Annotated in this window: 12 protein-coding genes; all 12 read left to right on the forward strand. The window is 41.2% G+C overall.

Translation table 11 applies throughout. The features are described from left to right. The first annotated feature begins 233 nt into the window (after positions 1-233). Positions 234-1,358, forward strand: coding sequence for a tyrosine-type recombinase/integrase (locus R8695_RS06405; RefSeq protein ID WP_154780047.1), 1,125 nt, complete (start codon positions 234-236; stop codon positions 1,356-1,358). Positions 1,359-1,463: 105 nt separating this feature from the next. Then, complete coding sequence (locus R8695_RS06410) at positions 1,464-1,973, forward strand: hypothetical protein (RefSeq protein WP_154780046.1); 510 nt, start codon at positions 1,464-1,466, stop codon at positions 1,971-1,973. Between the two features lie 52 nt (positions 1,974-2,025). Next, positions 2,026-3,480 carry a sugar transferase gene (locus R8695_RS06415; protein WP_154780045.1) on the forward strand — a complete coding sequence of 485 codons (1,455 nt, stop codon included), beginning with the start codon at positions 2,026-2,028 and terminating at the stop codon, positions 3,478-3,480. 60 nt (positions 3,481-3,540) lie between these two features. Next, positions 3,541-4,677, forward strand: coding sequence for a glycosyltransferase family 4 protein (locus R8695_RS06420; protein ID WP_154780044.1), 1,137 nt, complete (start codon positions 3,541-3,543; stop codon positions 4,675-4,677). A gap of 66 nt (positions 4,678-4,743) precedes the next feature. Beyond that, positions 4,744-5,943, forward strand: a complete 1,200-nt coding sequence (locus R8695_RS06425; protein ID WP_154780043.1) for a glycosyltransferase — start codon at positions 4,744-4,746, stop codon at positions 5,941-5,943. Between the two features lie 25 nt (positions 5,944-5,968). Further along, a complete protein-coding gene (locus R8695_RS06430) occupies positions 5,969-7,156 on the forward strand; it encodes a radical SAM protein (RefSeq protein WP_055247114.1) in 1,188 nt (395 codons plus the stop codon). After that, positions 7,156-7,740 carry an acyltransferase family protein gene (locus R8695_RS06435; protein WP_154780042.1) on the forward strand — a complete coding sequence of 195 codons (585 nt, stop codon included), beginning with the start codon at positions 7,156-7,158 and terminating at the stop codon, positions 7,738-7,740. The genes R8695_RS06430 and R8695_RS06435 overlap by 1 nt, the downstream gene beginning before the upstream one ends. Further along, a complete protein-coding gene (locus R8695_RS06440; RefSeq protein ID WP_154780041.1) occupies positions 7,737-8,174 on the forward strand; it encodes a hypothetical protein in 438 nt (145 codons plus the stop codon). Before R8695_RS06435 ends, R8695_RS06440 begins: the two co-directional genes overlap by 4 nt. 227 nt (positions 8,175-8,401) lie before the next feature. Then, positions 8,402-9,586, forward strand: coding sequence for a glycosyltransferase (locus R8695_RS06445; RefSeq protein ID WP_167515461.1), 1,185 nt, complete (start codon positions 8,402-8,404; stop codon positions 9,584-9,586). Between the two features lie 42 nt (positions 9,587-9,628). After that, the gene (locus R8695_RS06450) at positions 9,629-10,759 is read left to right on the forward strand and encodes a glycosyltransferase family 4 protein (RefSeq protein WP_154780039.1); all 1,131 of its coding nucleotides are present in this window, start codon (positions 9,629-9,631) and stop codon (positions 10,757-10,759) included. Positions 10,760-10,764: 5 nt separating this feature from the next. Beyond that, complete coding sequence (locus R8695_RS06455; RefSeq protein ID WP_154780038.1) at positions 10,765-11,724, forward strand: GDP-mannose 4,6-dehydratase; 960 nt, start codon at positions 10,765-10,767, stop codon at positions 11,722-11,724. A gap of 11 nt (positions 11,725-11,735) precedes the next feature. Continuing rightward, positions 11,736-12,737, forward strand: a complete 1,002-nt coding sequence (locus R8695_RS06460) for a GHMP family kinase ATP-binding protein (protein WP_154780037.1) — start codon at positions 11,736-11,738, stop codon at positions 12,735-12,737. The last annotated feature ends 18 nt before the right edge of the window (positions 12,738-12,755 follow it).

Raw genomic sequence — 12,755 nt, forward strand, 5'->3', positions numbered from 1 at the left:
CTACGAAAATTAAAGCCTCAAAATTTATGAGAATTATACCTCAAACGCCAAAATTATTCAAGTACTACGCCCAAAAACTGTGAAAATTTTATGATTTTCTGGCATTATGCTTAAAAAGGAGCCATATGTGCTTCTTTTTTTATGCCTTATTATTTGCTTATGACGTGAAAATCGACACAAATCGAATTTAATCGCCGTCAAAATTCTAGTCAAATATAAGGAGGAGCACACTCATGCCAAGAACAGGAGAAAATATTTACAAACGTAAGGACGGCCGCTGGGAGGGCCGCTATATTAAAACACATCTGCCATCCGGAAAAACAGTATATGGATATTTATATGCCCGTACTTACCGGGATCTGAAAGAAAAAATGCTCTGTCAGGAGCGGCTTAAAAACAAACCACATCTGTCATCCTCTCCAACATTTCAGACCGTAGCTGAAGAATGGATCACATCCAGACAGCCACATCTAAAAGAATCTTCCATTGTAAAATACCGAAACCTTTTAAATACTTATATCTTCCCGGAAATGGGAAATGAGAAAATACTGTTGCTAAATTATGAGCAGATGGATACCTTCTGCCATCGAATGCTTACATCCGGAGGCAAAAATAATTCCGGGTTATCCCCAAAGACCGTTTCCGATATCTTGTCTCTGATCCGCTGTATCCTGCAGTATGCCAGCGAAAAAGGAAATCCTGCAGGATATAACGGAAAATCCCTTTCAATCCGCCAGGAACCCAAGGATCTGCGGATTCTTTCTCCGACAGAACAAAAAAAACTCTATACTTTTCTATATTCTTCCGAAGACCGCAGAGATGTAGGAATATTGATCAGTATGTTTACAGGACTGCGTATCGGAGAAATTTGCGCCCTGAAATGGCAGGACATCTCTTTCTCAGAAAAGACTCTGTTTGTGCATCAGACCATGCAGCGACTTCAGACAGACGAAAATGAAGAAAAGAAAACAAAAATCCTGATCTCCACTCCAAAGAGTCAATGCTCTATCCGCATCATTCCACTGCCACAGGAATTATGTGAATATTTGCTGCTTCAGCAAAAGCCGGCAGATGCATATTTATTGACAGGAACTGCTTTTCAATACATAGAACCCCGGAATATGCAGAACCGTTTCCGAAAAGTAACAGAACTCTGCGAAATAAAAAATGTAAATTTCCACTGTCTGCGTCATACCTTCGCCACCCGCTGCATAGAGGCAGGATTTGATATTAAAAGTCTCAGTGAGATCCTGGGACATGCAAATGTAAACATTACCATGAACCGCTATGTTCATCCGTCCCTGGAATTAAAACGTGAAAACATGAACCGTTTAACAAATCTATTCGCCGTCAGATAAGCCGTCAAAGCTGTTAGAAACTGTAATAAAAAACAGTATTTAACAGCTTTTTTTCGTAGAGTAACATACTCTACGAAAAAATATGAAACGAAAGAGGGGATTTTCATGTGGCTGCTGTGTGACTGCCAGGGACAGAATACCACAGAACTATTGAATTTCTGCAGAGATAACCTCCCGGAAGACATCCGGACAGGAATCTGCATGCCCACATACGACAGCATGAAGAAATATCAGGGCTCCTGGCATATTGAGGAAAAGACCGTATTTCCGGAATACTTCCTTATAAAAGAAAGCCAGAAAGAAACCCTGCGGAATGCATTTGCCCAATGGCCGTATACAGAAGCCTTTTGCAGCAGCATTGCCGAGACGTCTACTCAGCTGTTACCTGAACAGGAGAAACTCCTGCAGAGCTTTCTGGGAAAAGAAAACCATATGAAAATGTCCGCCGGATACATCAAAGACGGCACCGCATTTATTACACAGGGTCCCCTTCAGGGAAAAGAAAAAATGATCCGAAAGATCGACCGGCACAAACGTCTGGCCAGACTGGAAATCCCCATAGGAGATAAATTCCGGGAAATCCGCGCCGGACTGGAAATTACATCAAAAAGTTAAAAGCCCCGTTTCAATCGGGGGGAGGGGTAAAAAGGAAGAAGGAGAATCACGTATGTACAGAAAGAAAACGAAAGGCTGGTATAAGCACAAAGATTTCATTTTTCTGGATCTTTGCTGTATTGCCCTGGCTTTCCTGCTGGCTGACTGGATCCGCTGCGGAACTATCAGCAACATCTATGAAAATAAAGTCTATCGGAACACCGCAATTTTCATCCTGCTCATGGATCTGGGTGTGTCCGTTCTGTTTGAACTCTATAAGGGAGTACTGAGGAGAGGATATTATCAGGAGTTTCTGGTATGTCTGAAGCATATGTTCATCATTGAACTGGCAGCAGGTCTGTACCTGTTTTCTGTAGATGGCGGGCATAACTTCTCCAGAATTGTACTTTATCTGATGGGAATCCTTTATATGGGTTTTACCTATTTAATGACAATCCTCTGGAAAAAACATCTGATCAAAAAAATGGCAGAGGGTGGAGAACATTCCCTGTACATTATCACTACCAAAGATATAGCGGCAGATGTGATCGGAAATGTAAGAAAAAACAATTACAACCGTTACAACATCAATGGTCTGGTGATCATCGACGAAAATATGACCGGACAGAGCATCAGTGGCATTCCTGTAGTAGCAGACATGCCAAATGCATCCAACTATATCTGTCAGCAGTGGGTAGATGAGGTTCTTATCAATATTGATGAGGAATATCCATATCCCCAGAAACTCATGGACGAACTTCTGGAAATGGGAATGGTCGTTCATCTGAATCTGGCGAAAGTGAAGAGCACACCAGGACAGAAACAGTTGGTGGAAACAGTAGGCGGATACACGGTGCTGACTACTACCATGAACTACGCCACAGACAGTCAGGCTTTAGCAAAAAGAGCCCTGGATATCCTGGGCGGTCTGGTAGGCTGCATCCTGACCGGGATCATCTGCATTTTCGTAGGCCCGGTCATCTACATAAGTTCCCCAGGCCCGATCTTCTTCTCCCAGATAAGAATCGGCCAGAACGGCAAACCATTCAAAATGTACAAATTCCGAAGCATGTACATGGACGCCGAAGAACGCAAAGCCGAACTCATGGCCCAGAACAAAATGAGCGACAGCCGAATGTTCAAACTCGACTTCGACCCCCGCGTCATCGGAAACAAGATCCTGCCCGACGGCCGACACAAAACCGGCGTAGGGGAATTCATCCGAAAAACCTCCCTGGATGAATTCCCCCAGTTCTGGAACGTCCTGAAAGGTGACATGAGCCTGGTAGGAACCAGACCAATTCTCCAGGATGAACTGGAACAGTATGAACTTCATCATAGAGCACGAATTGCTATCAAACCGGGAATCACCGGGATGTGGCAGGTTAGTGGACGGAGTGACATTACGGATTTCGAGGAAGTAGTTAGATTGGATACGGAATATATATCCAATTGGAATTTCGGGTTGGATATAAAGATACTTCTGCAGACGGTGAAGACGGTGCTGAAGAAGGAAGGATCTGTGTGATAAATAGAAAGCTTCGAAAGATTGAAAGAATGGAATAAAGAGTACGAGGAAATTTTTTAGATGAAAAAGCAATTAAAGATTGCCATGATGGGACAGAAACGTGTACCAAGTCGAGAAGGTGGCATAGAGATTGTAATAGAAGAACTGTGTACCAGAATGGTACAGAAAGGAAACCAAGTTACCTGTTATAACAGATCAGGACATCATGTGAGTGGATCACAATATGATGTTGGAAAACAAAATAACTATAGGGGAATACGGCTTAAACAAGTTCCTACTATTGAAAAAAAAGGATTAGCTGCAGTCAGTTCATCTTTTTTTGCTGCGTTATGCTGTGCATTTGGAAAGTATGATGTGGTACATATTCATGCGGAAGGTCCGGCTTTTTTTTCCTGGATTCCGAAAATATGTGGAAAAAAAGTTGTTGTTACTGTCCATGGACTTGATTGGCAGCGTGAAAAATGGAAGTCTGGATTTGGAGCGAAATTTATTCATCAGGGTGAACGTAATGCTGTGAAATATGCAGATGAAATTATTGTATTAAGCAAAGGTGTTAAAGAATATTTTCAAGAAACTTATGGCAGAAATACACGTTTTATCCCTAATGGAGTAAATAAACCGGAAATTAGAGAAGCAGAACTAATTACAGAAAAATATGGGCTTACAAAGGATTCCTACATTTTATTTTTAGGAAGGCTTGTTCCTGAAAAAGGCATCAGATATTTAATAGAAGCTTTCCAAAATGTTGACACGGATAAAAAACTGGTGATTGCAGGAGGATCCAGTGATACAGATGAGTTTTCACAAGAACTGAAAAAATTGGCAGAAGATGATCCGAGAATTATTTTTACAGGATTTGTTCAGGGTCGTATGTTAGAAGAATTATACAGCAATGCATACATATATACGTTGCCGTCAGATTTAGAGGGAATGCCTTTGAGTCTGCTGGAAGCAATGAGTTATGGAAATTGTTGTTTAACATCAGATATAGCAGAATGTACAGAAGTTGTAGAAGATAAGGCTCTGGCCTTCAAAAAATCAGATGTAAAGGACTTGAAAGAAAAACTTCAGAATGCATGTGTTAACAAAGACATTGTTCAGAATATGAAAAATCAGGCAAGAGAATTTATCTGTCAGAAATATGACTGGGACGGAGTTGTGGATAAAACGATGCAGCTTTATTGGAGAAATACATAGTAATTCTTTCAATATATTATATGAGTTGGAATACAGTAAGAATAATGGTGTACAAGGAAAAATCACATGAGAACGTTAATTATCAATAAATTTCTGTACCGAAACGGTGGATCAGAAACGTACATATTTAAGCTGGGCGAAGCATTGCAGCAGCATGGACACGAGGTTCAGTACTTCGGAATGGAACATGAGGGTCGTTGCGTTGGAAACCGGGTCAATGCTTACACAAGTGACATGGACTTCCACGGCGGCAGCAAACTGAGCAAGCTGACCTACCCGATCAAGACCATCTACAGCAAGGAAGCAAGAGTACAGCTGAGAAAAGTTCTGGACGACTTCAAGCCGGATGTCTGTCACCTGAACAATTTTAACTACCAGCTGACACCTTCCATCATTCTGGAAATCGTGAAGTGGCGTAAGGAGATCGGAAGAGATTGTAAAATTATCTTCACGGCACATGACTACCAGCTGGTCTGCCCGAACCATATGCTGAACAATCCGAATACTCACCAGAACTGTGAGAAGTGCCTCGGTGTTCATTTCGTGAACTGCATGAAAGGCAAGTGCATCCACGGTTCCACGGCAAAATCTGCCATCGGCATGATGGAGGCTGAGTTCTGGAAGTGGAAGGGTACCTACGAGTACATTGACACCATGATCTGCTGCTCGGAGTTCATGAAGAGCAAGATGGACAGCAATCCTCTGTTTGCGACGAAGACCGTGGCAATGCACAACTTCATCGATAAGGTGGAGTGGAAAGAGACTCCGAAGAAGGATTACGTCCTCTACTTCGGCCGCTTCTCGGAGGAGAAGGGTATCGGCACGCTCATCAAGGTCTGTAAAGAACTGCCGGATGTGCAGTTCATCTTCGCCGGTACTGGCCCGCTGGAAGAGACAGTAAATGGTATTAAGAACATCAAAAACGTTGGCTTCCAGAAAGGCGAGGCACTGGAGAAGCTGATCCGTGAGGCACGGTTTTCCATTTACCCTTCTGAGTGGTATGAAAACTGCCCGTTCTCCGTAATGGAATCCCAGATGTACGGTACGCCGGTGCTGGGAGCGAATATTGGTGGCATCCCGGAACTGATTCAGGTTGGCAAGACCGGTGAGTTGTTCGAGAGTGGCAATGCCGAAGATCTGAAGAGAAAGATTGAGAAGCTCTGGGGTGATAAGAAGCTGTGTGAAGCATATAGCAAGAACTGCAAGAACATCAGCTTCGATACCATTGATGAGTATTACGAGAAAATTATGAAGGTTTATAGATAAAAAGAGAGATAGAGGTATTAGAAAAATGGCTAACAATAACGAAAAGAAACTGAATGGTACGGTTATCGTCACTTACCGCTGCAATGCTCGTTGCTCCATGTGCAACCGTTATAAGGCACCTTCCAAGCCGGAAGAAGAAATCAGCATTGAAACCATCAAGAAGCTGCCGAAGATGTACTTTACCAACATCACCGGTGGTGAGCCGTTCATCCGTACCGACCTGAAGGATATCGTGCGTGAACTGTACAAGAAGTCTGACCGTATCGTTATTTCCACGAACGGTTTCTTCACAGATCGTATCGTTGATTTGTGTAAGGAGTTCCCGCAGATCGGTATTCGTATCTCTATCGAGGGTCTGGAGCAGACCAACAATGAGATTCGTGGCCTGCAGAACGGCTACCAGCGTGGTTACGGCACACTGAAGAAGTTGCGTGAAATGGGCATGAAGGATGTTGGTTTTGGTATGACCGTTCAGGATAAGAATGCTCCTGACCTGGTTCCGCTGTACAAGATTTCCAACGAGATGGGCATGGAGTTTGCAACCGCTTCCCTGCACAACAGCTTCTATTTCGTTGAGGCCAAGAACATCATCCACGACCGTCCGATGGTCGCAAAGAACTTTGAAAATCTGGTCAACGAACTGCTCCGTAGCAACAGCCCGAAGAAGTGGTTCCGTGCATACTTTAATCACGGTCTGATCAACTACATCTACGGCCAGAAGCGTCTGCTGCCTTGCGACATGAGTTTCGATACCTTCTTCATCGATCCGTATGGCGATGTTATGCCTTGCAATGGCACCAAGGACAAAGAGGTCATGGGCAACCTGAACAACCAGACTTGGGACGAGCTGTGGAATAGCCCGGAAGCAGAGAAAGTTCGTGCAAAGGTTCGTTGCTGCGACCGTGACTGCTGGATGATCGGCAGCGTAAGTCCTGCGATGCACAAGTATATCTGGAAGCCGGCTACCTGGGTTCTGGTTCACAAGTTTAAGGCTCTGTTCACTAAGCATCCGTACAGCATGTACGAGCTGAAAATCTGCCGCGATTATCGTGATGGCAAAGTTACCAAAGAGGATCTGGATAAGTGCAGCACCTGCGACATGAACTGCGTGATCAACAACGGTCTGAGTGAAGCATCCAAGGAACAGCTGAAGCATAAGACTGGCGAGGAAATCGTGGATGCCGATATCGCACAGCAGATGGAGACGAAGTAATGAGTGAAAAGACAGCGGTAAGAACAAGAGAAAAATGGGTTGATGATGTGAAAGTCATTGCCTGTATATTGGTTGTGCTAGGCCATTTCTTTCAGAGTATGACGAAGGCGAGTATTCTGCCTGCAAGTGATCTGTACAAGTGGTTCAACACAACTATTTACTACTTTCATGTGCCGCTGTTCTTTATTTGTAGCGGATACCTGTATCAGAAGTACAGCAAGGTGAACAGTGTTGGTAGCTGGTGCAAGAATGTGACGAAAAAAGCTTTAGCACTCGGCGTACCCTATGCCACTTTTACGACTGCTACATGGGTGCTGAAAAAGGTATTTTCGAGCAGCGTTAACAATCAAATTGGTGGATTGGGAGACACCCTGATATTTCATCCTGCTTCGCCATACTGGTATCTGTACGCATTGTTCTTTATTTTCCTTCTCACACCAACTTTTAAGAGTGTAAAGATGGCTGTAGGAGGCTTAGTTGTAGCAATAGCTATGAAAACCATTGCATTGAGTGTGGGGGGGGGTACGGCGTTTACGCAGTATCAACAGTTCTCTCAAACGAAATCTGGTTTGTGCTCGGTATGAGTATTTGTGCATTTAATGTGCGGTTAAAGGGCAGAAAAGTACATGGAACGATATGCGGATTGTTGTTTATGATTTTGAGTGTGGCGGCGTATAAGGCGGAAATTAGTGGAGGTGTGATTTCTTTTGCAATGGGATTGCTGGCTTGTGTAGCCGTTATCCTGATGGCAGCGGGGTTTGAAGGAGGACTTGGCAGAGGCGTGGATTTTCTTGCAAAATATACGATGCCGATTTTCCTGATGCATACCTTATTTGCAGCACCGCTGAGATCTATCCTGATGAAGATCGGCATTGAAAATGCTGTGATTCATGTAGTACTGGGATTGGGCATCAGTTTTGCAGGCCCCATTATCGCGGCTTGGATTATGAAGAAAACGAAGTGGTTAGAGTTCTTCCTGTATCCAAATAAAATACTTATGAAGGCTAGATCATTATGAATATATAAATCCATATAAAATAATTGATGCAGATTACGACACATGAAAACTGGAGATGGCAGCCGGATAGGAATACATGTGAAATTTAGGCGATTCAAATTATAGGAAAAATTGTGTCAAAAAGCAAATTCGGCAATTGTAAAGGATGTGCTGGATTTTTGTGAAAGTGTGGATTTTAGAAAAGGTGTTAAAGAAGCTCAATTAGATATTATATGTGGAGACCAGCTATGAAAAAGATACTATTTGTTATGCCAGCACTGTACGGTGGTGGAGCGGAAAAAAGTCTTGTGAATTTATTAAATCTTATTGATTATAAAAAGTATGCTGTTGATCTGTTGTTATTTAAACAAGAAGGTCTGTTTTTGACTCAAATTCCCAAGGAGGTACGATTGTTACCGCTTACGGCCTCACTACGGTATGCCTATAAAATTGATATGGGCATGTTTGGTTCTCTTTCGGGGTTTAAAACAGGAATGCTTAGGCTGATGGGTACAGTGGTATGTAAAGTGCTTTATAAGGAAAAGGCAGGACAGCAAAGATGGGTGAAATGTTATAAACACTGCTTACCAAATCTGGAAGGAAATTATGATATTGCTGTTGGATTCTTGGAGGGAGAAGCATCATATTATGTTATAGATAAGGTTAATGCAAAGAAAAAAATACTTTGGATTCATAACGATTTCAATGAAATAAAAAAGAATGAAGATGCAAAGATTTATGAGAATTATTTTCAAAAGGCAGACAGTGTTGTAAGTATTTCTGATAAATGCGTGCAGATATTAAAACAGAATTATCCGGAGTTGACAAATAAATTTTATTGTTTGCCTAATTTAACATCGGGTTCTTTGTTGAAAAAATTGTCGGAAGAATTTGAAGTGCCGGAATATGAAAAAAATAAATTTAATATCTTGTCAATAGGTCGTTTAACAAGACAAAAGGGTTATGATTTTGCAATTGATGCAATGAAAATTCTGAAAAAAAAATATTCAGATATTCATTGGTGGATTATTGGCGCAGGAGAGCTTGAAGAACAACTCAAAAAACAAGTAAAAGATAATGAATTAGAAGAATACATTACATTTTTAGGCTTAAAAGCTAATCCATATCCGTATATCAGGAGTTGCGATTTGTTAGTACAGCCTTCCAGATGGGAAGGAAAATCAGTTGTTTTGGATGAAGCAAAAATATTGGCAAAACCAATACTTGCAACTAATTATTCTACAATTAAGGATCAGTTGAAGGATAAGAAAGAGGGACTGATTACTGACATAAGTCCTAACGCAATAGCAGAAGGAATAGCTAAACTTAGAGAGAATTATCAATTGTATAATTCCATTCAGAGTTATCTTGATAAGCATGAGTATGGAAATGAGAGAGAAGTTGCACAGTATTATAAATTGTTAGGAGAATAAATTTCGCATAGATTTTTAGCGTTGAATTATGAGGGAAAGAAAATGATTTTATATATAACTAAACTTGAGAAAGGAAATATTGGAGCTGATATGCATTACAAAGCACTCTGTGATATTTTTGGGCGAGAAAATATTTTCTTTATCAATTTGAGTCCCACAGAAAAAGAATGCAGGTTGCAGAACTATATTTCATATGGAAAATACAAATCGGTTCTTGATAGAGTGCATCGATGGATGCAGGGAAACATGATGTTTATCAGCAATGATATAATCAGTGAGATTTGTGAACTAATAAATAGCAATGCAATTAAAACTGTTTTTATTGAGGATTCTGTATTTGGAAACTTAGTAAAGAAAATCAAAAAAAGCTGTAAAGAGTGTAAGGTGTTTTCTTTTTACCATGACGTAAAGGCTGATTTATATAAACAATGGATGGACAATGAGCGGACGTTAAAAAGCAAAATAGAATATACGATAGGGATTAAACAAGAGAATATAAATCAAAAATATGCGGATATAAATATTGTTTTTAACGAGAGAGATGCAAAAAAATTCCAGGCATACTATGGAAAACGTCCAGATGTAATTATCCCTCTACCTGCACCGGTTCCAGCTATTTCGGACAATATCATGGATTCTATCGCTGCGAAAGATGATAAGAAACACATTCTGTTTGTTGGAAAGAAATATTATCCGAATTTGGTTGGATTTAAATGGTTTGTCGATAATGTCCTTCCGAGTCTTACTGATAATATTCAGGTAGATGTTGTGGGCAGAGGTTTGGAGGAACTTAGGAACGAGTATTCAGATTCACGTATTAATGTAATTGGTGGAGTAGAAAGTCTTAATCCATATTATGAAAATGCAGATATCGTGATTGCACCACTATTTGATGGCGGTGGAATGAAGTCTAAAACAGTAGAAGCTCTTTCGTTTGGAAAAATATTTGTTGGAACTGAAGAAAGCTTGTTTGGATTCTGGGAAGAAATGAATAGTGATATTAGAGGAAAAACTTGCTATCAGTGTAACACGCCAGAAGAATGGATTCAGACCATTAACAATCTGGCAAATGATGACATTCACAAATTTAATGAAGATGTCTTTGAACTTTTCAAGGCAAAGTTCTCTTATGATGTCGTTAGAGATAAGATGAAAGCTATAATGGAGGAATAATTATTATGAAAGTATTAGTTACGGGTGCAGGTGGAATGGTTGGCTCTCACATGGTAGAGCTGTTGCATGATCAGGGTCATGAAGTATTGGGTACGTACTACAAACCGACAACTGATATTACAGAGCTTGACCCGGATATTCGCATGGAAGAATGCGATGTGCGCTATTATCAGGCAGTTCAGCGTGTGATTTCAGAATTTCAACCGGATCAAATTTACCATCTTGCAGCGCAAAGTTATCCAACAGTTTCTTGGACTCATCCGCAGGCAACAATGGAAACGAACGTAAATGGTACGATTAACGTTTATGAAGCAGTCAAGTTTGTCCGTCAAACTAGGCCTGATTATGATCCAATGGTTGTTGTTGCATGTTCTAGTGCAGAGTATGGCCAGACCTTAAATGAGCTTGAAGATCCGTATGTGAAAGAAACGGCGGAATTAAAGCCTCTGCATCCTTACGGTGTGAGCAAGGTTGGCCAGGATTTGTTGTCTTTTCAGTATTTTATGAACGACCATATTCGTTGTATTCGTGTTAGAATTTTCAATTCTACCGGAACGAGAAAAGTGAATGATGTTACATCTGATTTTACCAAGCGCGCTATTTTGGCAGAACGTTCTGGCGTTTATGAACTGCGTGTAGGTAATCTGGAAACAAGACGTGCCATTATGGATCAGAGAGATCTTGTAAATGGTTTGATGCTTCTTGCAGAAAAAGGTATTCCAGGAGAAGTTTATAATCTGTCTTCGGAACATTGCTACCAGATGAAGGATATTGTAGCAATGATTGAAAAGCAGATTGGACATAAATTTGAGATTAAGGTCGATCCGAAATTGCTTCGTCCTACTGATGAAAGAATTATCATTGGTAATGTTGAAAAACTGAAACGTGATACCGGATGGAGCCAGAAAATTAGCATGGAACAGACAATTGCAGATATGCTGGAATATTGGCGCAAAACCCTGTAAGGAGACAGTAGATGATTATTACAAAAACACCGTTCCGTATGTCTTTTTTTGGCGGCGGAACAGATATGGAAAGTTTTTTTAAAGAGTATGGTGGCGCAGTCATCTCTACAACCTTTGATAAATACTGTTATGTAAATGTGCGTCATTTGCCACGCTTTTTCGATTACAGTACTGAACTTACATACTCAAAATCAGAGCGAGTATCGAATATAGATGATATTCAGCATCCTGCAATTCGTAATGCAATGAAAATGTTGGATATGCATGAGATTCGTCTCACCTATGAGGCGGATCTTCCGGCACGCTCTGGTTTAGGTACTTCAAGTTCCTTTGCAGTTGGAATGTTAAATGCCTTTTATGCTTTGAAAGGTAAGTATGCTGACAAGAAGAAACTGGCGGATGAAGCAATTTATCTGGAACGAAATCTTTGCCAAGAAGCTGGTGGATGGCAAGACCAAATCGCTGCTTCTTTTGGTGGATTCAACCGTATCAATTTTAATGCAGATGGATATGAAGTCCTGCCGGTTATTATTTCGCCGGAGCGAAAGAAGCAGCTCAATCGGAATTTAATGATGTTTTTTACAGGATTTACTCGATTCTCTTCTGATGTGCAGAAAGCAAATGATACAGGAAAACGAGATAAGATTGCTCAGCTGAAGGAAATGCTGGCTCTAGTTGATGATGCAGAGCGTGTTCTGACAGACAAGCATGCAGATCTGGATGATTTTGGTAGAATGCTGGATCACACTTGGAAACTTAAACGCCAAACTGGCTCAGCAGTGTCCACGAATAGTATTGATGAACTCTATGATAAGGGCATGGCTGCTGGCGCACTGGGCGGAAAATTGCTGGGTGCCGGTGGCGGAGGATTCCTTGTATTTTATGTTCAGCCAGAGCGACAGGATGCAGTGCGATGGGCGATGCGCGATTTGATGCATATTCCGTTTGCGTTTGAAGATGGCGGTACGAGGGTGATTCATTATACACCGGAAACCTATGAACCAAAGAACTAATTTTGAGTGAGGAATAAA

Origin of the sequence: Blautia luti, assembly GCF_033096465.1 — a bacterium.
Classification (GTDB): domain Bacteria; phylum Bacillota; class Clostridia; order Lachnospirales; family Lachnospiraceae; genus Blautia_A; species Blautia_A luti.

What these genes read in the sequence shown, in the direction of transcription:
- R8695_RS06405 (WP_154780047.1), top strand. Translation starts at nt 234, where the DNA reads ATGCCAAGAACAGGAGAAAATATTTACAAACGTAAGGACGGCCGCTGG.
- R8695_RS06410 (WP_154780046.1), top strand. Translation starts at nt 1,464, where the DNA reads ATGTGGCTGCTGTGTGACTGCCAGGGACAGAATACCACAGAACTATTG.
- R8695_RS06415 (WP_154780045.1), top strand. Translation starts at nt 2,026, where the DNA reads ATGTACAGAAAGAAAACGAAAGGCTGGTATAAGCACAAAGATTTCATT.
- R8695_RS06420 (WP_154780044.1), top strand. Translation starts at nt 3,541, where the DNA reads ATGAAAAAGCAATTAAAGATTGCCATGATGGGACAGAAACGTGTACCA.
- R8695_RS06425 (WP_154780043.1), top strand. Translation starts at nt 4,744, where the DNA reads ATGAGAACGTTAATTATCAATAAATTTCTGTACCGAAACGGTGGATCA.
- R8695_RS06430 (WP_055247114.1), top strand. Translation starts at nt 5,969, where the DNA reads ATGGCTAACAATAACGAAAAGAAACTGAATGGTACGGTTATCGTCACT.
- R8695_RS06435 (WP_154780042.1), top strand. Translation starts at nt 7,156, where the DNA reads ATGAGTGAAAAGACAGCGGTAAGAACAAGAGAAAAATGGGTTGATGAT.
- R8695_RS06440 (WP_154780041.1), top strand. Translation starts at nt 7,737, where the DNA reads ATGAGTATTTGTGCATTTAATGTGCGGTTAAAGGGCAGAAAAGTACAT.
- R8695_RS06445 (WP_167515461.1), top strand. Translation starts at nt 8,402, where the DNA reads ATGAAAAAGATACTATTTGTTATGCCAGCACTGTACGGTGGTGGAGCG.
- R8695_RS06450 (WP_154780039.1), top strand. Translation starts at nt 9,629, where the DNA reads ATGATTTTATATATAACTAAACTTGAGAAAGGAAATATTGGAGCTGAT.
- R8695_RS06455 (WP_154780038.1), top strand. Translation starts at nt 10,765, where the DNA reads ATGAAAGTATTAGTTACGGGTGCAGGTGGAATGGTTGGCTCTCACATG.
- R8695_RS06460 (WP_154780037.1), top strand. Translation starts at nt 11,736, where the DNA reads ATGATTATTACAAAAACACCGTTCCGTATGTCTTTTTTTGGCGGCGGA.